21 protein-coding genes and 1 pseudogene are annotated in these 19,698 nt (G+C 64.8%); 16 read left to right on the top strand and 6 right to left on the bottom strand.

Annotation, left to right across the window (positions count from 1 at the left end; translation table 11 throughout):
* Positions 1–34 precede the first annotated feature (34 nt).
* The 8 genes and pseudogenes from M529_RS47995 to M529_RS26470 all read left to right on the top strand — a co-directional run bounded on the left by M529_RS47995 (position 35) and on the right by M529_RS26470 (position 5,082).
* Positions 35–1,735, top strand: a complete 1,701-nt coding sequence (locus M529_RS47995; protein WP_084490752.1) for an AIPR family protein — start codon at positions 35–37, stop codon at positions 1,733–1,735.
* Positions 1,736–1,854: 119 nt separating this feature from the next.
* Positions 1,855–2,031, top strand: a complete 177-nt coding sequence (relB, locus tag M529_RS26440) for a type II toxin-antitoxin system RelB family antitoxin (protein ID WP_021316293.1) — start codon at positions 1,855–1,857, stop codon at positions 2,029–2,031.
* A 106-nt stretch (positions 2,032–2,137) separates the two neighbouring features.
* A pseudogene (locus tag M529_RS50170) lies at positions 2,138–2,224 on the top strand (type II toxin-antitoxin system mRNA interferase toxin, RelE/StbE family); the annotation flags it as partial.
* A 175-nt stretch (positions 2,225–2,399) separates the two neighbouring features.
* Positions 2,400–3,512: a hypothetical protein gene (locus M529_RS26450; RefSeq protein ID WP_021316295.1), complete on the top strand. Its 1,113-nt coding sequence runs from the start codon at positions 2,400–2,402 to the stop codon at positions 3,510–3,512.
* 114 nt (positions 3,513–3,626) lie between these two features.
* Positions 3,627–3,842, top strand: a complete 216-nt coding sequence (locus M529_RS26455) for a cold-shock protein (RefSeq protein WP_021316296.1) — start codon at positions 3,627–3,629, stop codon at positions 3,840–3,842.
* A gap of 76 nt (positions 3,843–3,918) precedes the next feature.
* Positions 3,919–4,155 (top strand): hypothetical protein, encoded by a 237-nt coding sequence (locus M529_RS26460; RefSeq protein WP_021316297.1) that lies wholly within the window; start codon positions 3,919–3,921, stop codon positions 4,153–4,155.
* Between the two features lie 162 nt (positions 4,156–4,317).
* Positions 4,318–4,539, top strand: coding sequence for a hypothetical protein (locus M529_RS26465; protein ID WP_021316298.1), 222 nt, complete (start codon positions 4,318–4,320; stop codon positions 4,537–4,539).
* A gap of 165 nt (positions 4,540–4,704) precedes the next feature.
* Entirely contained in the window at positions 4,705–5,082 is a 378-nt protein-coding gene (locus tag M529_RS26470; RefSeq protein WP_021316299.1) for a glycine zipper 2TM domain-containing protein, read from the top strand.
* Positions 5,083–5,139: 57 nt separating this feature from the next.
* On the opposite strand, the gene M529_RS26475 is transcribed toward M529_RS26470, so the two are convergent.
* The 6 genes from M529_RS26475 to nhaA all read right to left on the bottom strand — a co-directional run bounded on the left by M529_RS26475 (position 5,140) and on the right by nhaA (position 10,180).
* Positions 5,140–6,072 (bottom strand): electron transfer flavoprotein subunit alpha/FixB family protein, encoded by a 933-nt coding sequence (locus M529_RS26475; protein WP_021316300.1) that lies wholly within the window; start codon positions 6,070–6,072, stop codon positions 5,140–5,142.
* Positions 6,069–6,818 carry an electron transfer flavoprotein subunit beta/FixA family protein gene (locus M529_RS26480; protein WP_021316301.1) on the bottom strand — a complete coding sequence of 250 codons (750 nt, stop codon included), beginning with the start codon at positions 6,816–6,818 and terminating at the stop codon, positions 6,069–6,071. Before M529_RS26480 ends, M529_RS26475 begins: the two co-directional genes overlap by 4 nt.
* Before the next feature lie 96 nt (positions 6,819–6,914).
* Positions 6,915–8,114, bottom strand: coding sequence for an ADP-forming succinate--CoA ligase subunit beta (sucC, locus tag M529_RS26485; RefSeq protein ID WP_021316302.1), 1,200 nt, complete (start codon positions 8,112–8,114; stop codon positions 6,915–6,917).
* A 142-nt stretch (positions 8,115–8,256) separates the two neighbouring features.
* Complete coding sequence (locus tag M529_RS26490) at positions 8,257–8,556, bottom strand: hypothetical protein (RefSeq protein WP_040600059.1); 300 nt, start codon at positions 8,554–8,556, stop codon at positions 8,257–8,259.
* Between the two features lie 110 nt (positions 8,557–8,666).
* Positions 8,667–8,846: a hypothetical protein gene (locus tag M529_RS49890; RefSeq protein ID WP_021316304.1), complete on the bottom strand. Its 180-nt coding sequence runs from the start codon at positions 8,844–8,846 to the stop codon at positions 8,667–8,669.
* A gap of 131 nt (positions 8,847–8,977) precedes the next feature.
* Positions 8,978–10,180, bottom strand: a complete 1,203-nt coding sequence (gene nhaA, locus M529_RS26500; RefSeq protein ID WP_021316305.1) for a Na+/H+ antiporter NhaA — start codon at positions 10,178–10,180, stop codon at positions 8,978–8,980.
* A gap of 131 nt (positions 10,181–10,311) precedes the next feature.
* Here nhaA and M529_RS26505 point away from each other — a divergent pair, with 131 nt between their 5' ends.
* The 8 genes from M529_RS26505 to M529_RS26535 all read left to right on the top strand — a co-directional run bounded on the left by M529_RS26505 (position 10,312) and on the right by M529_RS26535 (position 19,647).
* Positions 10,312–11,700, top strand: coding sequence for a glycosyl transferase family protein (locus M529_RS26505; RefSeq protein WP_021316306.1), 1,389 nt, complete (start codon positions 10,312–10,314; stop codon positions 11,698–11,700).
* A 308-nt stretch (positions 11,701–12,008) separates the two neighbouring features.
* A complete protein-coding gene (locus tag M529_RS0124010) occupies positions 12,009–12,773 on the top strand; it encodes a hypothetical protein (RefSeq protein ID WP_021316307.1) in 765 nt (254 codons plus the stop codon).
* Positions 12,774–12,830: 57 nt separating this feature from the next.
* The gene (locus M529_RS26510) at positions 12,831–13,745 is read left to right on the top strand and encodes a sulfite exporter TauE/SafE family protein (protein WP_021316308.1); all 915 of its coding nucleotides are present in this window, start codon (positions 12,831–12,833) and stop codon (positions 13,743–13,745) included.
* Positions 13,742–14,503: a TIGR02186 family protein gene (locus tag M529_RS26515; protein ID WP_031294100.1), complete on the top strand. Its 762-nt coding sequence runs from the start codon at positions 13,742–13,744 to the stop codon at positions 14,501–14,503. The genes M529_RS26510 and M529_RS26515 overlap by 4 nt, the downstream gene beginning before the upstream one ends.
* Before the next feature lie 197 nt (positions 14,504–14,700).
* Positions 14,701–15,420, top strand: a complete 720-nt coding sequence (locus M529_RS26520; protein WP_021316310.1) for an AcvB/VirJ family lysyl-phosphatidylglycerol hydrolase — start codon at positions 14,701–14,703, stop codon at positions 15,418–15,420.
* A gap of 61 nt (positions 15,421–15,481) precedes the next feature.
* The gene (gene mprF, locus M529_RS26525) at positions 15,482–17,980 is read left to right on the top strand and encodes a bifunctional lysylphosphatidylglycerol flippase/synthetase MprF (protein WP_051184003.1); all 2,499 of its coding nucleotides are present in this window, start codon (positions 15,482–15,484) and stop codon (positions 17,978–17,980) included.
* 43 nt (positions 17,981–18,023) lie between these two features.
* Complete coding sequence (gene gloA2, locus M529_RS26530) at positions 18,024–18,401, top strand: SMU1112c/YaeR family gloxylase I-like metalloprotein (protein ID WP_021316312.1); 378 nt, start codon at positions 18,024–18,026, stop codon at positions 18,399–18,401.
* A gap of 184 nt (positions 18,402–18,585) precedes the next feature.
* Positions 18,586–19,647 (top strand): LacI family DNA-binding transcriptional regulator, encoded by a 1,062-nt coding sequence (locus M529_RS26535; protein WP_408021263.1) that lies wholly within the window; start codon positions 18,586–18,588, stop codon positions 19,645–19,647.
* Positions 19,648–19,698: the final 51 nt, after the last annotated feature.

The raw sequence follows: 19,698 nt of genomic DNA on the forward strand, positions 1-19,698 counted from the left end.
AAAGGTACCGGCTGCTTCAAAATTGGGGGATACAATGGATGATCCGGTCTTAAGGGCTTATTTAAAGGATTTTTCTTCATCGCACGACATGGATGGGATCGGAGAATCAGTTCTCTTTGAATATTTTTCCGCGTATTGTGTCTTTTTACGTGACTTTTCCGAGCACGTCGTTCTCGACGACGTAGTCGTATCAGGTGGACTAGATACAGCCATTGATGCCGCAGGAATTTTCATAAATGATATTCCGGTGACCTCTCCCGTACAAGTTGATGAAATCGCTGCACGTCAACGGATAGAGGTGGATTTCGCCTTTATTCAGTCAAAAACTTCAAGATCGTTAAACGCAGCAGAAGTTGGTAGCTATATTCAAGGAATAAAAGAGTTTTTTGGACCTCGCTATCAACCTGCAAACGACGACATCGCAGCTAAAAGATTTCTTTCAGATCATGTTTTCATCAATAGCGTGAAAATGCGATCTAAACCCAGACTCCATATATTTTATTGCTATGCAGGATCGTTCAAAAACGATCCCGTTATAGAGGCTCGCGTGCAATCGGGCTGTGACGAAATTAAGGCGTATAATCTTTTTTCAGATATTTCTTTTGAATTTCTTGACGCTGAGCGCCTGCAGCAGAGATATCAGGAAGCAAACTTACGCATTGAACGTGAAGTTCAGATGAATGAATATGCATCGTTGCCCATCATAAATGGCATAAGACAGGCATATTTGGGGGTATTGCCCTGCAAAGAACTTGTGAAGCTTTTGTCTAATTCAGACGGAAGGTTACATAAGTCACTTTTTAATGAAAATGTGAGAGATTATCTCAGTAGAAATGCTGTTAATGACGAAATTGCAGAAACGATCAAGTCTCCTGAAGGCCAAGGAAGATTAGCCGCCCTGAACAACGGCATCACGATTGTAGCTCGTGATATAAAGATCGTCGGGAAGAGATTCACGCTTTCCGACTACCAGATAGTGAATGGTTGCCAAACAAGCCACATCGTTTTTGAACACCAGCATCTTCTTCAAGAAAACACATCTCTTCCTGTAAAATTAATCGAGGCAGAAAACCGAGATTTAGTTAATGAAATTGTTAGAGCTACAAATCGGCAGACCGAAGTAAAGGATGAGGCTTTCGCCGTTTTGAGCGAGTTTCACAAAAAAATTGAGCGATTCTTCCTTAGCACAGAGGTCGATTCCAGCCACAAGCTGGTCTACGAGCGCCGGAAGCGGCAATATGCTGATACGACCTTCACTGCTCAGAATGTTATCACCTTGACGGTCCTGACGAATGCTTTTGTAAGCTGTGTACTGGAAAATCCCGTTGATGCGAATGATTACTATGGAGTTCTTTTGACTAGATATCAGGACAGAATGTACGTCGAAGAACATTCCCTTTGGCCTTACCTGATATCCGCCGTGATCCTTCGGGAGATTGAAAAGCTTTGCATCGGCAAAGCGCGGCCCGTTCTGTGGAAGTTCAGGTTCATTATCGCTTTGTTAGTACGGCGTAATTTTGGCGCTGTGCCTAATCTAAGGAACGACGGCGCCCAAAAGTCATACGCTGCTCGGGTTTTAGAAGTGTGCTATAATGGCGAGAAATTTCGTGATTATGTGAAGAATGCTGAGATCGCAATTGCTGACGAAATTAAACGTTCCGGCGTTGAGTTCGACGCACGTAATGCTCATCAAGATCGGAAATTTGTAGAAAAACTGCTTCAACGTATTGGCTAACGCTTTGAAGCACCGGTGCTGGGGTACGATAGCCGTGCCCCAGCACTCCCGCATGTTAGCGAGTGGCCATCTAGCGCCGCCAGTTTTCACTGCGGGTTCCTTCTGATATTCTCCACCCCATGACTAAACTCACCCTCATCGAGTCCGAGTTTGCGACGACCGAGGAAGCGGAAGCCTATGACGCCTGGCTCCGCGCCAAAGTGGAGAAGGCCATGGCGTCCACCGGACCGGACATCCCGCATGATGAGGTCATGGCCGAAATGCAGGCGATCATCGACAGGCATAAGGATCGCTGATGCGGCGGCTGCTCTGGCGCCCCGAAGCGCGTCAGGACATGCGTGACATCACAGACTATATCGCCCAGCGACGCCCGACGCCGCAATCCGGTTGCGCGATGCCATCGTGCATACGGCGGATAACCTGCCCAACCATCCCTATATGCACCGCCCCGGTCGTAAACCCGGAACGCGCGAAGCCATTATCCACCCCAACCATATCCTCATCTATCGCGTGGCCCTTGAAGCGATAGAGGTGCTGGCTCTGGTCCATCCCGCCAGCAATACCCCTGACCCTCCCCATCATCGTTCCCATTTTGTTCTGTCCTACAACCCCCAACCTATGCCACGCTCCCGGCAAACCCTGAGTCAGCCGGAGTGTACGACCCATGTCCTACCATGCCCCGATCCTCCCCGCCCCCGCCGCGCAGACCCGCGCCGACGGCTGGTCCCCCGCGCTCCAGCGCCGCTTCATCGAGACGCTTGCCGCCACCGGCGTCATCATGCTCGCCTGCGAAAGCGTCCGCATCACCGCGCGCTCGGCCTATAATCTCCGCAACCGCCGCGACGGCGCCGCCTTCCGCCTGGGCTGGGACGCAGCGATCCTGATCGCCCGCGCGCGCCTCGCCGACACGCTGCTCGCCCGCGCCATCATGGGCAACACCGATACCATCCGCCGCGACGAGGACAATTTCGAGGTTACTCGCCACCGCCACGACAACCGGCTCGCCATGTCGATGCTCACCCGGCTGGACCGCATGGCCGACAGCCCGGCGGAGGGCAGCGACGCCGCGCTCGCCCGCGTCGTGGCGCAGGACTTCACCGCCTATCTCGACATGATCTGCCCGGAGGATCAGGCGATCGCGGAGGCGGAGGAGGCCGGCCTGCCCCGTCCCGGCGCGGAGCATTCCGCCCGCGACATGGAGGATGCGCGGATGCTCGACGGCTCCATGCCGGACACGCCCGCCCCGCTGGAGGAACAGGCCGCCGCCGCCCTCTCGCCCGGCGCCTCGGCCGCGCTGTTCGTCGCCGCGCGCATGGCGCTGCACCGGCCCGCGCAGGCCGAGCCCGAGCCCTCCCAGCAACGGTGTGAACTTCGCCCCGAACCCGAACCCGAACCCGAACCCGATCCGCAGACGCTCCCGCCGCAGGAGGCCGTTTCCCACCTGCGCGGCGTGTGGTGGGACGAATATCGCAGAGCCTACCGCACCGACTTCCCCGCCCCGCCCGGCTTCGAAGGGCTGGAAAGCGGCGATCTCTACGACATTGCCGAATATGACCGCGAACTGAGCCCGGAGGAGGAAGCCGCCTTCCTCGCCTGGCAGGAAGAGGTGCGGCGTCCCTATGTGGATGCCGCGGCGGAGGCGCGCGACGCCTATTTCGGCTTCACGCCCCCGGCCGCCGGGGCGGATGATGGCGACGGGGACGACGACGAAACGGAGGCCGACGACCCGGCCGATTTGCATTTCGGCGCCGATGCGCCTATATCGGACGGGCTATAGTCGCAAATCGACGGTCTTCGGCGCTTTGCGGCACCTATCTCCTTCTTTCCCTGCCCCTTTAGCACCCGGCCCGTCCACGCTGGACGCGCCGTATCGGAATGTAAGGAAATACCCATGAGCAGCATCACCGGAACCGTGAAGTTCTTCAACGCCGACAAGGGCTATGGCTTCATCGCTCCCGACAATGGCGGTCAGGACGCATTCGTCCACATCACCGCCGTCGAGCGCGCCGGCCTCGCCACCCTGCGCGAAAAGGACCGCGTGTCCTACGATCTCGAGCAGGACAAGCGCGGCAAGCTGGCCGCGGTGAACATCGCCCACGCCGAATAACCCTCGGCATGGCCGGGCCGGGCGCGCCGCCATGGCGGCGCCCGGCCGCATCCTTTCGGACTGAAGGAGGCTTCCCATGGCCAATCCCGACTATCGCACCCTGGCCGCGCAGGCGCGCACCGACGCCGACGCCGCCAAGCTGGACAATGTCCGCGACCGCTGCCTCCGGTCGGAGGCCGCCTTCCTTGCCATGGCCAAGCGGCAGGAACTGGGGGACCGCAACCGCGCCCGCCGCGAGGCCGAAGCCCAGGCCACGGCCCATGCCGGCGCGGACGCCGAACCCGCGGCATCCGCCTTCCCCGAACCGTCCTGATCCGCTCCGGCCGCTCCGGCCGCCCCTCGCCGGCTTCGGTACAACGGCACGACATCGCATCCACGGCTCCGCCCGGCGCTCCGGCCATTTCGCCGGGAACCCATCGTGGCGTCCGCCCGTTAGTCGCCCGAAATCGGACCCCAAGCGAAGGAGCTATCCCCCATGCTTCGTACCCTGATCTTCGGCGCCATCGCCGGCTATGTCGGCAAGAAGCTTTATGACGAAGGCAAGCTGACCCAGTTCAAGGACGACCTCGTCACCCGCTACAACCAGGCCAAGGCGGACATCGCCACGCGCCGCGAGGATGAAGAGGAGGGCACGCTGTCCACCTCGACCCTGGGCACCGGCATGGGCAACGCCCCGATCCCGCCCGCCGTCAACTGACCCCCTCCCATCCGGCGGCTCCCCCCGCTCGCCGCCGGTGCCGCCCGCCGCTTCCGCGAACCTCCCTTCGCGCAAGTCGCGGGCGGCCTTTCCTTCCCGGCACGAAACAATGCCCCGCCCCGCCGCGTTACCCCGGCACAGGGAAAGCTTAGGAGAGAGACTGCCATGTTCCGCACCCCCATCCTCGTCGCGGCCATCGCCGCGATGCTGCCGCTCGGCGCCTGCACCTCGGACAATTACGGCGGCGGCTACGGCTATGACCGGCCGGGCTATGACCGCCGTCCGCCCCGCCGCGGCGACGGCCCCCGCCACCACCGCCGCCCGCTCCGCGACAACGACCAGATCTACCGCGACCGCGACGGCCGCTACTATTGCAAGCGCGACGACGGCACCACCGGCACCATCGTCGGCGCCATCGCCGGCGGCGTGCTCGGCAATGTGATCGCCCCCGGCGGTTCCAAGACGCTCGGCACCATCCTCGGCGGCGCCGGCGGCGCGCTCGCCGGGCGTGCCATCGACAAGAACGACATCAGCTGCGAATGACAGCAGAAAGGGCGCGGAATCCTGGTCCCGCGCCCTTTCCTACTTCGCACCGATGGCTTACAGCTTCTCGGTAAGCTCCGGCACCACCTTGAACAGGTCGCCCACCAGGCCGATGTCCGCCACCTGGAAAATCGGCGCATCCTCGTCCTTGTTGATGGCGATGATGGTCTTGCTGTCCTTCATCCCCGCAAGGTGCTGGATCGCCCCGGAAATGCCGACCGCGACATAAACCTCCGGCGCGACGATCTTGCCGGTCTGCCCCACCTGATAGTCGTTGGGGACATAGCCCGCATCTACCGCGGCGCGGCTCGCCCCGACGGCGGCGCCCAGCTTGTCGGCCAGCGGGAAGATCAGCTGCTCGAACGTCTCGCCATCCTTCAGCGCCCGGCCGCCCGACACGATCACCTTGGCGCTGGTCAGCTCCGGCCGCTCCAGCTTGGCGATCTCTGCGCCGACGAAGCTGGAAACACCCTTGTCGCCAGTGGAGGCCACTGCCTCCACCGTGCCCGAACCGCCTTCCCTGGCCGCCTTCTCGAACGCCGTGCCGCGAACGGTGATGACCTTCTTGGCGTCCTTCGACCGGACGGTGGCGATGGCGTTGCCGGCATAGATCGGGCGAGTGAACGTGTCATCGCCCTCGACCGACAGGATGTCGCTGATCTGCATGACGTCCAGCAGCGCGGCGACGCGCGGCGCGATATTCTTGCCGTTGCTGGTGGCCGGCGCGACGAAGGCGTCATGGTCGGCCATCAGCCCGACGACCAGCGGCGCGACATTCTCCGGCAGGGCATGAGCATAGGCCGCATCGTCGGCGACATGGACCTTGCCCACGCCAGCGATCTTCGCGGCTTCGGCAGCGACGCCGTCCACACCCTGACCGGCAACCAGCAGGTGCACCTCGCCCAGCCTGGCGGCGGCGGTAACAGCCGAAAGGGTAGCGTCCTTGACTGCGCCGCCCTCATGTTCAACCCAAACGAGCGTCTTCGTCATGCTGCAACTCCCAGAGCCTTGAGCTTCGCCACCAATTCATCGACATCAGCGACCTTGACGCCGGCCGAGCGCTTCGCGGGTTCGGCGACCTTCAGCGTCTCCAGCCGCGGCGCGATGTCCACGCCGTAATCCGCGGGCGTCTTGGTCGCGAGCGGCTTCGACTTCGCCTTCATGATGTTGGGCAGCGAGGCATAGCGCGGCTCGTTGAGGCGCAGGTCGGTGGTGACGATGGCGGGGGTGCTGAGCTTCACCGTCTCCAGCCCGCCGTCGACCTCGCGGGTCACGCTGACCTTGTCGCCCTCGACCTCGACCTTGCTGGCGAAGGTGCCCTGCGGCAGGTCCAGCAGCGCGGCAAGCATCTGGCCGGTCTGGTTGCTGTCGTCGTCGATCGCCTGTTTGCCCAAAATGATGAGGCCCGCGCCTTCTTCTTCCTGCACCTTGGCGAGCAGCTTGGCGACGCCCAGCGGCTCGACCTCATCGTCGGTCTGGATCAGGATCGCCCGGTCCATGCCCATCGCCAGCGCTGTGCGCAGCGTGTCCTGCGCCTTCGCCACGCCGATCGACACCGCCACGACCTCGGTCGCCACGCCCTTCTCCTTCAGGCGGATGGCTTCCTCGACCGCGATCTCGTCGAACGGGTTCATGCTCATCTTGACGTTGGCCAGGTCCACGCCCGTCCCGTCCGCCTTCACCCGCGGCTTCACATTATAGTCGATCACCCGTTTCACGGGCACAAGGATCTTCATTTCAACATCCTCCGTTATCAATGCCAGCGCGGGCGCGGGCGGCCCGTTTCCGGACCCCCCGCACCCTCAAATGGTTCATTCAGGCTGGTGAGAGCGTCAGGCCGCCTTCCTCACTTCCGCCACAATCTTCTTCGCCGCGTCGCCCAGGTCGTCTGCCGGGACGATCGCCAGGCCAGAGGCGGCGAGAATGTCCTTGCCCTGCTGGACGTTGGTTCCTTCCAGGCGAACCACCAGCGGGACCGATAGGTTCACGTCCTTGGCGGCCGCGACAATGCCCTCGGCGATGATGTCGCACTTCATGATGCCGCCGAAGATGTTGACCAGGATGCCCTTCACCGCGGGGTCCTTCAGGATGATCTTGAAGGCCGCGGTCACCTTCTCCTTGCTGGCGCCGCCGCCGACGTCCAGGAAGTTGGCGGGAAACTCGCCGTTCAGCTTGATGATGTCCATCGTCGCCATGGCCAGGCCCGCGCCGTTCACCATGCAGCCGATATTGCCGTCCAGCTTGATGTAGGCGAGGTCATATTCCGAAGCTTCGACCTCGGCCGCGTCTTCCTCGGTCAGGTCGCGCAGTTCGATGATGTCCTTGTGGCGGAACAGCGAGTTGCCGTCGAAGCCGACCTTGGCATCGAGCACCAGCAGGTTGCCCTGTTCGGTCACCGCAAGCGGGTTGATTTCGATCTGCGAAGCGTCGGTCGCCAGGAAGGCGTCGTAGAGCGACGAGGCGACCTTGGCGGCCTGCTTGGCGAGGTCGCCGGTCAGCTCCAGCGCAGCGGCGACAGCGCGGCCGTGATGCGGCATGAAGCCGGTCGCCGGATCGACGGCGAAGGTGTGGATCTTCTCGGGAGTCGAATGGGCGACCTCCTCGATGTCCATGCCGCCCTCGGTCGACACCACGAAGGCGACACGGCCGGTCGCGCGGTCGACCAGAAGCGCAAGGTAGAATTCCTTGGCGATATCGGCGCCATCGGTGACGTAGAGGCGATTGACCTGCTTGCCCGCGTCGCCGGTCTGGATGGTCACCAGCGTGTTGCCCAGCATGTCGGCCGCATGCGCCTTCACCTCGTCCAGGTTCCAGGCCAGGCGCACGCCCCCCTTGGCGTCGGGGCCGAGTTCCTTGAACTTGCCCTTGCCGCGGCCGCCAGCGTGGATCTGGGCTTTCACCACATAGAGCGGCCCGGGCAGCTTCTTGGCGGCCTCGACGGCTTCCTCGACGGTGAAGGCGGCATAGCCGGCGGCGATCGGGGCGCCATATTTCGCCAGCAGTTCCTTGGCCTGATATTCATGAATGTTCATGGCTCGCCGTCCTTTTCCGCAGCAATGGGGGATGCAGCGGCATAAGCACGGACGGATGCAGCAGACCAGAGCTATTTCGCAAATGCACTTTGCAAAATTGCAAATGGCTCCGGCACGCTGACGCCGCCAGTGGCCCGTCCGGTCAAAGGGCGCAGCGGATCGCCGCTTTACTCGTGACGGTAAAAATCTCCGGATCCTCTAGCGCCCGAAGCTGGTGGAGGAAGCGGTCGACGGTCATTTCTTCCATGTGGGACTTGCGGAGCGACGCCAGCGACTGGAGCTTCCGCAACTGGGCGATGCTCAGGCGGTCGGCCATGCGCTGGGCCATGCATCCGGCCATGCGGGGAGACAGGCCAGCCTCGATCAGCCTGGCGCGCAACCGCGATTCGGGGGATAGGCTGGTGCAGCCGGAAAGCACGACGAGGGGAAAAGCCACGAGCATGACGGAACGGCGCAGGGATAGTGTCATGGCGCAACCCCCTGCCACGCTTCGCCTGAACGCCAGCGAAACGGATCATTTCGGGAAACAGTCGCTGCCCGCAGTGCCGAATATCAAAGTGCCAGATTGACCAGCTTCACATTTTCCTGCCGATAGGCCTCGACCTGATCGGAATAGCCGCGGGCCAGCTTCTCATAGGCCGCACGCCCTTCGGCCGAACGGCTCGACTGTGCCTTGACCAGCGAAATCTGCTGGCGCTGCAGCAGATAGTTGACATCCTTCTCCATGTTCATCGCCTCCTCCCGTATCGCTGCAAGAGATGGTCGGGGTGGCCGTTCCGGTGCGAGTCGCACAGGACGACGCAGCGATGATAACAGCAAATCCGGGATATCCGAAATGCGAAGGACCAGACGGAAAGGGCGCCTTATCGCGGCGCCCTCTGCCCTCCCATCCATCGCAAGACCGCATATCCCAACATGGCGGACAGCAGCGACCCAGCCAGCACACCCAGCTTCGCCTCCTCCACCAGCAGGGGATCGCGTGGAAACGCCAGCGCCCCGATAAACAGGCTCATGGTAAAGCCGATGCCGCACAGCAGCGCCATGCCATAGATCTGCGGCCAGCTGGCAGCGCCGGGTCGTTCCGCAACACCCAGCTTCTCGGCGAGCCAGATGCTGCCGAACACCCCTACCTGCTTGCCGAGAAACAGCCCCAGGGCGATTCCCATCGGCAGCGGCGCGAACAGGGCGCGGGTGGCTTCGCCGCCCAATGCCAGCCCGGCATTGGCAAAGCCGAATAGCGGCACGATCAGATAGGCGCACCAAGGATGGATCGCATGCTCCAGCCGATGCAGCGGGCTGTCGGCGGCATCGGGCGCACCGGGCGTCACCCGTACCGGGATCATCATCGCCGCCAGCACGCCCGCGACCGTTGCATGCACGCCCGACAGCAGCATCAGATACCACAGCAAGGCGAAGCCGATCAGATAGGGCAGCAACATTCGCACGCCCGCCCGGTTAAGCCCGAAAAGAACGAGCAGCACGATCAGCGCGCCCCCCAGGGCCACCACGTCGATCCCCTGGCTATAGAAGAGCGCGATGATCGCCACCGCCCCCATATCATCCACGATCGCGACCGCTGTCAGGAACAGCTTGAGCGAAGCAGGGGCGCGCTTGCCGAGCAGGGCGAGCACGCCGATGGCGAAGGCGATGTCGGTCGCCGCCGGCACCGCCCATCCGCTGGCGAGGCCGGTACGGCCCCACGTCACCGCGACATAGACGATGGCCGGCGCCGCCATGCCCGCGCCGGCCGCGATGAAGGGGAGGCGGCGGCGTTCCCAGGTGGAAAGCCCGCCGTCGACCATCTCCCGCTTGATCTCCAGTCCGACGAGCAGGAAGAAAATCGCCATCAGCCCGTCGTTGATCCACAAATGGACGGTCATCGGCCCCAGCGCCGACGTCAGCAGGGGCCCGATCGGGGCGTGGATGATGTCATGATAGACGTGATTCGCCGAGCCCGGAAGGTTCGCTGCAACCATGGCCGCGACCGCCGCCGCCATCAGCAGGACGGCCCCGCCTGCCTCGCTGGTCAGAAAATCCCTCAGTGCGGATTCCGGGCGATGCCCCATGCCGTTACCTCCTCAGCAATATCGGTCGCCGCTCCCCCTTAAAGCGCTGTCTTCCCAAGTCCACTTGGAAACGCCCGTAACGGATGGCATGTTCGTCGCCGACGCCACGGGGGAGCGACGTCATGGAGGCAATGCTGGTCGCCATTCTGGGGACGCTGCATCACGAGATCCTGCTGTTCGCGATCGTAGGGCTCGCCGTTGGCGGCCTCGACGACCTGCTCGTCGACGTCCTCTATCTCGCCCGGCGATCCTGGCGCAGCCTCGTTATCTATTCCCGCCATCCGCGCATGACCGCCGACGCGCTACCGCCTGCGGACCGCCCGGGACGGATCGCGATCTTCATACCTGCCTGGTCGGAGGCGGAGGTGATCGCGCCGATGCTGCAGAACACCCTCAAGTGCTGGCAAGATCAGGATTACCGCCTCTTCGTCGGGGTGTATCCCAATGACGGCGCCACGCTGGACGCGGTGGCGTCCGTCGCCGAGAACGAGCCGCGGATCATCCTGGGCGTCAATCCGCGTCCGGGCCCGACAACCAAGGCCGACTGCCTCAACGTCCTGTGGCGCGCGATGCTGGGCGACGAGCGTGCGAGCGGCATCCGGTACAAGGCCGTCGTCATGCACGACGCCGAAGATGTCGTGCATCCCGACGAAATCCGCCTGTTCGACCTGCTGATCGACCGTTTCGCGCTGGTCCAGCTTCCGGTCCTGCCGCTGCTCGGCCGGGGCCGATGGCTCTCCCGCGCCATTGCCGACCATTATGGAGACGAGTTTGCGGAGAGCCATGGCAAGGCCTTGGTCGTTCGCGAGGCGCTGGGCGCCTCCATTCCCTCGGCCGGCGTCGCCTGCGCTTTCGAGCGGGACATGCTTTTCCGCCTGGACAATGGCACGCGGGGCGGACCGTTCGATCCCGGATCGCTCACCGAGGATTATGAAGCCGGGCTCCGCATCCGCGACATGGGCGGCCGCGGCGTGTTCGTCCGGATGCGCGATGCGCAGGGCGATCTGATCGCGACGCGGGAATATTTTCCCGACACGATGGAGGCCGCTGTCAAGCAGAAGGCGCGCTGGATGGTCGGCATCTCGCTCGCCGGATGGGACCGGATGGGTTGGCGGGGCGGCCCCGCCGAATGGTGGATGCGGCTGCGTGATCGGCGCGCGACCCTGGCGGCGCTGGTCCTGTTCGCCGCCTATCTCGCGATGCTTTTGTCGGGCCTCATCGCCGTGCTCAAGATCGCGCTGGCCTTTCCCATGCCGCCGTTGGGCCCGATGACGCAGGTGCTGCTCTGGCTCAACCTTGCCCTCATGAGCTGGCGCATGCTGATGCGCGCCGCCTTCTCGGCCCGCAGCTATGGCTGGCGTCATGGGCTGACGGCAGTGCCCCGCATGCTGATCGCCAATGTGATCGCGATGCTGGCCGCACGGCGCGCCGTGCTGCTGTACGGCAAGTCGCTCCTCGGCCAGCCCTTGCTGTGGGACAAGACGCAGCACCGCTTCCCGGACCTGCGGTCCGACCCATGAGGCAGGAGGGGGCTGGCCGGCCCGTCCGGTTCTTTGGCCTGTTCCTAGCGCTATGGGTCGGGGCGCGCCTCGCGAGCCTTTCCGGCCATGGGATCCCGCCGGATAGGGTCATCGCGGCGGCGGCGCCCGTACGGCCGGCGCTCGCCATTGCTATCCCGGAGACCCTGCCTCGCCCTTCCCGAGCGACGTTCTTCGTCTGGAAGCAGCCGCCGTTTCTGAGAAGCCGACAGTTCGCCCCTCTCCTCCTGCCGTCCTCCACTCAGGTCTCGCCTGCGGCGGCGCAGGATGACGGCCTGCCCTTGGACCTTATGAACTTCATCGTCTTCTCGGTGGCCTTCGCCAACCGGCATCATGCCAGCGACATGGACATTTCCATCGCACCACTGGCGACGCCACCGCCGCAGCCCCCCGCCCCGATCGGCAAGGCGCGACCAGACCGATGGGCCGCAAGCGCATGGCTGCTGCGGCGCGGCGGAAGTCTCTCCACGCCTGGTGCCGTCGCCGCCGGCCGGCTGGGCGGATCGCAGGCAGGCATCCGGATCGATTATGGTCTCGTCCCTTCGGCCGCCCTTCGCCCCACCGCCTATGCGCGCGTCGCCAGCGCGCTCGACAGCCCCGCCGCACCGGAAGGCGCCGTCGGCCTCTCGCTCCAACCCGTTCGCGCGCTTCCGATCCGCTTCGCCCTGGAACGCCGCATCGCCCTGGGCAAGGGCGCGCGTAATGCGACCACATTCATGGCGGTCGGCGGGTTCGGGCCAAGGCCTGTCGGCGGAGGGGTGGAGGCGGAAGGCTATGCCCAGGCCGGCATGGTGGGATTGCGGCGGCGTGATTTCTTCGTCGACGGGAAGCTGTCGCTTCTCGCGCCTGTCGCCGTTTCCACACTGCGGATCGGGGCCAGCATGTCGGGCGGTGCACAGCCGGGCGCGGAGCGGCTGGACCTCGGCCCGGAAGTCCAACTGCGACTCCCATTCCCCCACACCCATGCGCGCCTGTCGCTCGAATGGCGCGAGCGGATCGCGGGGCGCGCAGCCCCTTCCTCGGGCCTCGCCCTGACCCTCGCTTCGGATTTTTGATCCCGCCCCGCCGACACGCCTTTATATCGCCGCGCTTTCGCACTAACCCGATCAGGCATGGACCTTTACCTGCCTATCGCCAACCTGTCCGTGAACGCCCTGGTCATCATTGCGCTGGGCGGGGTCGTCGGGCTGCTTTCGGGCATGTTCGGCGTGGGCGGAGGTTTTCTCACTACGCCTCTCCTCATCTTCTACGGCATTCCGCCGACGGTGGCGGCTGCGTCCGCCGCCTCGCAGGTGACGGGCGCCAGCGTGTCGGGCGTCATGTCGCACATGGCGCGCGGCACTGTCGACTTCCGCATGGGTGGCGTCCTCATCGCCGGCGGCGTGATCGGCGCGGGCCTGGGCGTCCTGCTGTTCCGCCTCCTCCAGTCGCTCGGCCAGATCGATACGATGATCGGCATCCTCTATGTGTTGATGCTGGGCGGCATTGGCCTGCTGATGGCCAAGGAATCGATCCAGGCGCTGGTCGCGCTCAAGACTGGCAAGCGGCTCCAGGCCCGCACGCGGCGTCACCATCCGCTCGTCGCCGCCTTGCCCATGCGCTGGCGCTTTTATCGCTCCGGTCTCTACATCTCGCCGCTGGCGCCGCTGCTGCTCGGCGTGGCGACGGGCATCCTCACTATGCTGCTGGGCGTGGGTGGCGGCTTCATCCTCGTGCCCGCGATGCTCTATCTGCTCGGCATGACCACCCAGTCGGTGGTCGGCACGTCGCTGTTTCAGATCCTGTTCGTCACCATGGCGACCACCATGATGCATGCGATGACCACCAAGGCGGTTGACCTGGTTCTTGCCATGCTGCTGCTGATCGGCAGCGTCACCGGCGCGCAGATCGGTACCCGCATCTCGATGAGCATCCGGCCCGAATATCTGCGTATCCTGCTCGCCTTCATCGTACTGCTCGTCGCCGGGCGCATGGCGCTGGGGCTGGGATGGCGGCCGGACGAAATCTACAGCATCGAGGTCCAGTGAGGCGCGCAGCCGCTCTCTGCCTTCCGGCGGCCGCGTGGTTGCTCGGCGCCGCGGACGAGCCTGTGCTCGTGCCCGACGTCTCCCAGCGCGAGGTGGAGATTCTCTACAGCTTCACGGGCGCCGATCTCCTGCTGTTCGGCGCCATCGTCTATCCCGACGGACGGCGGCCCGACCGCCCGGCCGATGTCGTGGTGGTGCTGAAGGGCCCCGACCAGTCGATCACGATGCGCGAAAAGAAGAAGGTCGCGGGCATCTGGGTCAATGCCGACCGCGCGCGGTTCCGCTCCGCGCCCAGTTTCTATGCCATGGCCTCCTCGCGCCCGATCTCGCAGATCGTCGACGAGCGGACGGCCGCCATCTATGAACTGGGTGTCGACAAGCTCCAGCTTTCGCCCGCCTCGCTGAACGACAGCGCCGAACTGGATCGTTTCCAGGCGGGTCTCGTCGATCTGCGCGAGCGCGCCGGTCTGTTCGTCGAGCGCCCCGGCACGGTCGAGATCACCGACGGCGTCCTCTATCGCGCCCGCCTGCCGCTTTCCGCACGGGTCGTGGTGGGCGACTATACCGCCGAGACCTTCCTGGTGCAGGACGGCCGTGTCGTCGCGGCCGCAGTGCGCGACATCAGCGTGCGCAAGTCCGGCTTCGAACGCTTCATGGCGGTCGCGGCCGAGCGCTGGTCGTTCCTCTATGGGCTCGCCGCAATCGCGCTGGCGGTCGGCATGGGTTGGGCGGCAGGAGCGATTGCACGGCGCCTGTGAGCCCGCCGTCTCTCCAAAAGTTCATCCTGCCGCCAGCCTGACGCAAGTCAGGCGCTGCTACTTCCTGTCTTCAGTCGAGGCAGGAGCTCCCTTCCAGTGCACCCGGTCCGTCCTCATCCTCCATCCCGGCCGGGTCAATCCTCCCTCGCCGGCGCCCGGCACGGCGGCCTCCTCCCGTCGTGCCGGGACTGCCGCCCATGACCCGCTCCGTATCCCGGCGCGTCCTGTCCGGCCTCGGGCTCGTGGCGGTGGCGATCGGCCTCTTCTTCTGGTGGATCGGCTATATCGGCGGCGGCACCTTCATCGTGTTTCCCGCAGTCCGCCATGGACCGAAACCGCCTGCAACGGTCGCCATCGTGTTGTCCGGCGACATGGGCCTGCATTTCGGCATGGCCCCGGCCATCGCGGCCCGGCTGGCGCGGGACGGGGTGCCGGTCGTGGGAGTCAACAGCCTCGCCTATTTCCGCGCCACTCGCACGCGCCGCGACGCCACGGCCCTGCTCGACCAAGCCATGCAGCGGGCCAGGGCCATCGCGCCGTCGGCGCGGCTGGCGCTGATCGGCCAGTCCTATGGCGCCGACATGGTGCATGTTGGCCTCGCCGGGCTGCCGCCGTCCCATCGCCGCGCCATCGCACTGGTCGCACTGGTGGTGCCCGAGAACAGCGTGGAGTTCCGCGCATCGCCCGGTGAAATCTTCACTTTCGCCATGTCCGATCAGCCCGCTCTGCCGACAGCGCGAAAGCTCGACTGGGCGCCGCTGATCTGCATCCAGGGCCAGGAGGAGCGCGACAGCCTCTGTCCTTTGCTGCCGCACGCGACGCGGATCGCCCTGCCCGGCGGTCACCCGCTCCACCACGATCCCGATACGCTCTACCGCGCGTTGCGGCCCGCGCTGGTCGCACGGCACCTGATCTGAGCACCGTCCCGTGAGGGCTTTCCCCATCCGCGCCTCGAAGCGACTGGCGATCCTTGCCGCCATGCTGGCCCTGATGGCGCTCGGCCTTACGGCGCTGGGCGGGCTTCTGCGCAACGTGCACGCGCATCAGGTCCGGCAGGCCTTTCACGCCATTCCCTCCAAGTCGCTGCTCGCCTGTCTCGCCCTGACCGCCTCCAGCTATCTGTTACTGACCTTCTACGACGTGCTGGCGCTCCGGGCGATCGGGCGTCGCCTGCCCTATGTGAAGGCGGCGCTCGCATCCTTCACCAGCTACACGCTCTCCCACAATCTCGGCCTTTCGCTGCTGACCGGCGGCTCAGCGCGCTACCGAATCTACGCTGCCGAGGGTCTGTCGCTGGCGGAGGTCGCGCAGGTGATCGCGCTGGCGTCGGCGACCTTCTGGGGCGGGGTGTTCGCCACGACGGCGATCGCCTGCCTGTTGTGGCCCCGGTCGGCCGCGATCGGCGCGCTCGGCCTGCCCCCGCCGCTCCTCCAGGCGATCGCCGCCGCCGTGCTACTCGCCTTCGCGACCCTCTTGTTCCTGGCCGGGCGCGGTGGGCGGCCCCTGTGCTTCCACCGCTGGCGCCTCCCCCTGCCTGGGGCACCGGCGATGCTGCTGCAACTCGCCATCGGCGCACTCGACCTCGCCGCGGCGAGCGCCGCACTGTTCGTGCTGGTTCCCGGACTGGGAACGCCGATGTGGCCCGCCTTCTTCATCGCCTATGCCACCGCCATCATCGTCGCGTTGCTCAGCCACGTACCAGGCGGCGTCGGCGTGTTCGAAGCGGTGATCCTCGCCGCGCTGCCGCCGGAGATCGACCGGGCCCAATGGGCGGCCGCGCTGATCGCCTATCGGCTGATCTACTACCTCCTTCCCTTCGCCGTCGCCGCCTCTCTCGTCCTCGTCCGCGAAGGGCAGCGGCTGAGGCACCCTATGGGCCGCACCCTGCGCGGCCTGCGGATGGTCACCACGGGCCTCGCGCCCCTGATGACGGCGGCGCTGGTCTTTCTGTGCGGAGCGATGCTGCTGATCTCGGGTTCACTGCCCGCCATCCCGCATCGCATCGCCCTGCTCGACGCCGTCGTGCCGCTCGCCTTCATCGAGGCATCGCATATGGCCGGCAGCCTGGTGGGCGCGGCGCTGCTGGTGCTTTCGGCAGGACTCTACCGGCGGCTCGACGGCGCCTTCTGGCTGACGCGCGGCCTGCTGATCGCAGGCGCCTGCTTCTCTCTCGCAAAGGGGCTGGACTATGAGGAAGCGGCCATCGCCCTGCTGATCGCGGGCATGCTGCAATGGACGAAGCCGGCCTTCTATCGCCGGACCCGCCTGATCAACGCAGCCTTCACCCCGGGCTGGATTGCGACCGTGGCGACGGTGGTGGGCCTGTCGCTGTGGATCGGCTTCTTCGCCTACAAGCATGTCGAATATAGTAACGAGCTCTGGTGGCATTTCGCGGAGCGCGGCGACGCGTCCCGCTTCCTGCGAGCCAGCCTCGGCACGGCGCTGTTCCTGGCGGTGGTGGCGCTGTGGCGGCTGTTCCGCCCTGCCCCAACCGATGCGCATCCGGGCGACGGACGAGGTCCGCCGGAGCCCGCCCTCACCCTCGCGCGCAGGGCAGACGCCAACCTGGCGCTGACCGGTGACAAATACTTCCTGTCGTCGGAAAGCGGCCGCTGCTTTCTCATGTACCGGCAACGCGGCCATAGCTGGATCGTCATGGGCGACCCGGTCGGCGACCGACGCGAATGGGCTGACCTCCTCTGGCGCCTGCGCGAACGAGCCGACGCGGCCCAGGGCCGCTTGCTCCTTTACCAGATCAGTGCGGACTGCCTGCCGCTCGCCATCGAGACGGGTCTGCAGGTCGTCAAATATGGCGAGGAGGCGCATATCGACCTCCGGACCTTCTCGCTGGATGGCCCAGGCGCCAAGTCGCTGCGCCATGCCGCCCGGCGCGCGGCGCGAGACGGCGCCAGCTTCGAAATCCTGCCTGCCAGACGAATCGACGCGGTGATGGATGAACTGGCGCGCGTTTCGACGGACTGGCTCCAGGCGAAGCGCCAGAAGGAAAAGCATTTCAGCATTGGCAGTTTCAATCCCGCCTATATGCGCCGCTTCGACTGTGCGCTCGTCCGGCGCGAGGGCGCGATCGTCGCCTTCGCCAACATCTGGACCACGCCCGACCGTTCCGAACTGTCGGTCGACCTGATGCGCCACAGCGTCGATGCGCCCTATGGCACGATGGACTTCCTCTTCACCCGGCTGATGCAATGGGGCCGGGATCAGGGCTATGCCTGGTTCAACCTGGGCATGGCGCCGCTGTCTGGCCTCGAGGCGCGCCGGCTGGCGCCCTTATGGTCGAAGCTTGGCGCGCTGGTCTACGAACATGGCAACAGGCTCTACGGCTTCGAAGGGCTGCGGGCATATAAGACGAAATTCTCGCCGCTCTGGGAACCGCGCTATGTGGCGGGGGGACAGGGGCTCGCGCTCGGCCGGGCGCTGATCGACCTCCAGGCGCTGATTGGCGACGGACGGGGCTGACGACCCTTCACCCCGTCGCCCTCCACATGCTAGCGTAAATGGCATGCGCGGCATTCATCATATTGCGATCATCGGCTCCGACTATCAGCGGTCGCGGCATTTCTATTCGGTCATCCTGGGCTTCCCGATCCTGCATGAGGTGTTTCGGGAGGAGCGCCAGTCATGGAAGTGCGACCTCGACGCCGGCAATGCGCGGATCGAACTCTTCTCCTTCCCCGCGCCGCCGCCGCGCCCGTCCCGGCCCGAAGCCTGCGGTCTTCGCCACCTCTCCTTCAGCGTGGACGACCTGCAGACGGAGGTCGATCGTCTGGAGGCGCAGGGCGTGACATGCGAACCTATTCGCGTCGATCCCTATACAGGGCAGCGCTTCACCTTCTTCGCTGATCCGGACGGACTGCCGCTGGAATTATATGAGGAGTGATCGGAGGGGTTGAAAAGGCATTGACGCCGGTACAGGACCAGGAAGACGATAGCGCGAGTGGCTTGGCCGGCGTTGACAAGCCGCAGCCATGCCATATTTGTCGTACATAATTGGGGGGCCGCCGCGTTTCCGGACACGCACGGCTTCGCGCTGCCAAGAAGCGGCCTGAAGGGAGCGATAGTAGATTTTGGCGACCGAGCCTGACCGGACCAGCGATGGAAAGCTCCCGACCATCCGCGACGTCGCGGCGCGCGCCGGCGTGTCCGTCATGACGGTGTCGCGCGTCATCAACAAGCAAAGCTGGGTCAGCCCCAAGACCCGCAGCCGCGTCGAGGAAGCCATTGCCGCTCTCAATTACGCGCCCAGCGCGGTCGCGCGCGCGCTGGCGGGCAGCGACGATCGGCGCGTCGCGCTTCTCTACCGCGCCAGCACCACCTCGGCCTATCTCGGCGAACTTCTGCTCGGCGCACTCGACAATGCCGCCGATCACCGGCTTCACTTGGTGGTAGAGCGCTGCGATGGGGCGAGCGCCGAGGAGATCGTCGCCCAGGTCCAGCACGCCCGTGTCTCCGGAGTGATCCTGCCGCCGCCACTGTGCGACTGGCGGGAACTGATCGAGGCGCTTGCGGCGAAGAAGATCAAGGCGGTGTCGATCGCTCCTGATATCGTCGATTCAGGCGAGCTCACGATCGCCATCGACGACAAGCATGCCGCGTTTGAGATGACCCGCCACCTGATCGAGCTAGGCCACCGGAATATCGGCTTCATCAAGGGTAATCCGCAGCACCGCGCCAGCGCCCGGCGGCTGGAGGGATTCCGCCAGGCGATGCGCGCCAATGGCCTGTCGGACGACGAGCAATGGATTGTGCCGGGCGACTTCAGCTACCGCTCGGGGCTGGACGCGGCCGAACGGCTGCTCGACCTGCCGGTACGCCCCACCGCAATCTTCGCCTGCAATGACGACATGGCGGCGGCGGCGATCACCATCGCCCACCAGCGTCAGATCGACGTGCCGGCGCAGCTGACCGTCTGCGGCTTCGACGATACGCCGCTGGCCAACGCCATCTGGCCGACGCTGACGACGATCCACCAGCCGATCCGCGACATGAGTCGCGAGGCGCTGGCCCTGCTCGCCGCGGAAATCCGCGAGGGCGGGACGGCGAACCCCCATGTGAAGCTCGATTATCGCCTCATCCGCCGTCAATCCGACGCGGTACCGCCCCGGCGCCCCAAGACCGGGGTCTGAAAGAAGTCCCGCGGGCAGGTTGCGATGCGGCAATTGCAACTCCTTCAGCCA

Origin of the sequence: Sphingobium ummariense RL-3 (assembly GCF_000447205.1) — a bacterium.
Lineage (GTDB): Bacteria > Pseudomonadota > Alphaproteobacteria > Sphingomonadales > Sphingomonadaceae > Sphingobium > Sphingobium ummariense.

Coding starts and splice junctions, on each gene's coding strand:
- M529_RS26460 (WP_021316297.1), top strand. CDS start 3,919: ATGGCCAATCCCGACTATCGCACCCTGGCCGCGCAGGCGCGCACCGAC.
- nhaA (WP_021316305.1), bottom strand. CDS start 10,180: ATGGGGCATCGCCCGGAATCCGCACTGAGGGATTTTCTGACCAGCGAG.
- M529_RS26490 (WP_040600059.1), bottom strand. CDS start 8,556: ATGCTCGTGGCTTTTCCCCTCGTCGTGCTTTCCGGCTGCACCAGCCTA.
- M529_RS26475 (WP_021316300.1), bottom strand. CDS start 6,072: ATGACGAAGACGCTCGTTTGGGTTGAACATGAGGGCGGCGCAGTCAAG.
- sucC (WP_021316302.1), bottom strand. CDS start 8,114: ATGAACATTCATGAATATCAGGCCAAGGAACTGCTGGCGAAATATGGC.
- M529_RS26510 (WP_021316308.1), top strand. CDS start 12,831: ATGGACCTTTACCTGCCTATCGCCAACCTGTCCGTGAACGCCCTGGTC.
- M529_RS26480 (WP_021316301.1), bottom strand. CDS start 6,818: ATGAAGATCCTTGTGCCCGTGAAACGGGTGATCGACTATAATGTGAAG.
- mprF (WP_051184003.1), top strand. CDS start 15,482: ATGCTGGCCCTGATGGCGCTCGGCCTTACGGCGCTGGGCGGGCTTCTG.
- M529_RS26450 (WP_021316295.1), top strand. CDS start 2,400: ATGTCCTACCATGCCCCGATCCTCCCCGCCCCCGCCGCGCAGACCCGC.
- M529_RS26505 (WP_021316306.1), top strand. CDS start 10,312: ATGCTGGTCGCCATTCTGGGGACGCTGCATCACGAGATCCTGCTGTTC.
- relB (WP_021316293.1), top strand. CDS start 1,855: ATGACTAAACTCACCCTCATCGAGTCCGAGTTTGCGACGACCGAGGAA.
- M529_RS49890 (WP_021316304.1), bottom strand. CDS start 8,846: ATGAACATGGAGAAGGATGTCAACTATCTGCTGCAGCGCCAGCAGATT.
- M529_RS26520 (WP_021316310.1), top strand. CDS start 14,701: ATGACCCGCTCCGTATCCCGGCGCGTCCTGTCCGGCCTCGGGCTCGTG.
- gloA2 (WP_021316312.1), top strand. CDS start 18,024: ATGCGCGGCATTCATCATATTGCGATCATCGGCTCCGACTATCAGCGG.
- M529_RS47995 (WP_084490752.1), top strand. CDS start 35: ATGGATGATCCGGTCTTAAGGGCTTATTTAAAGGATTTTTCTTCATCG.
- M529_RS26465 (WP_021316298.1), top strand. CDS start 4,318: ATGCTTCGTACCCTGATCTTCGGCGCCATCGCCGGCTATGTCGGCAAG.
- M529_RS26455 (WP_021316296.1), top strand. CDS start 3,627: ATGAGCAGCATCACCGGAACCGTGAAGTTCTTCAACGCCGACAAGGGC.
- M529_RS0124010 (WP_021316307.1), top strand. CDS start 12,009: ATGAACTTCATCGTCTTCTCGGTGGCCTTCGCCAACCGGCATCATGCC.
- M529_RS26470 (WP_021316299.1), top strand. CDS start 4,705: ATGTTCCGCACCCCCATCCTCGTCGCGGCCATCGCCGCGATGCTGCCG.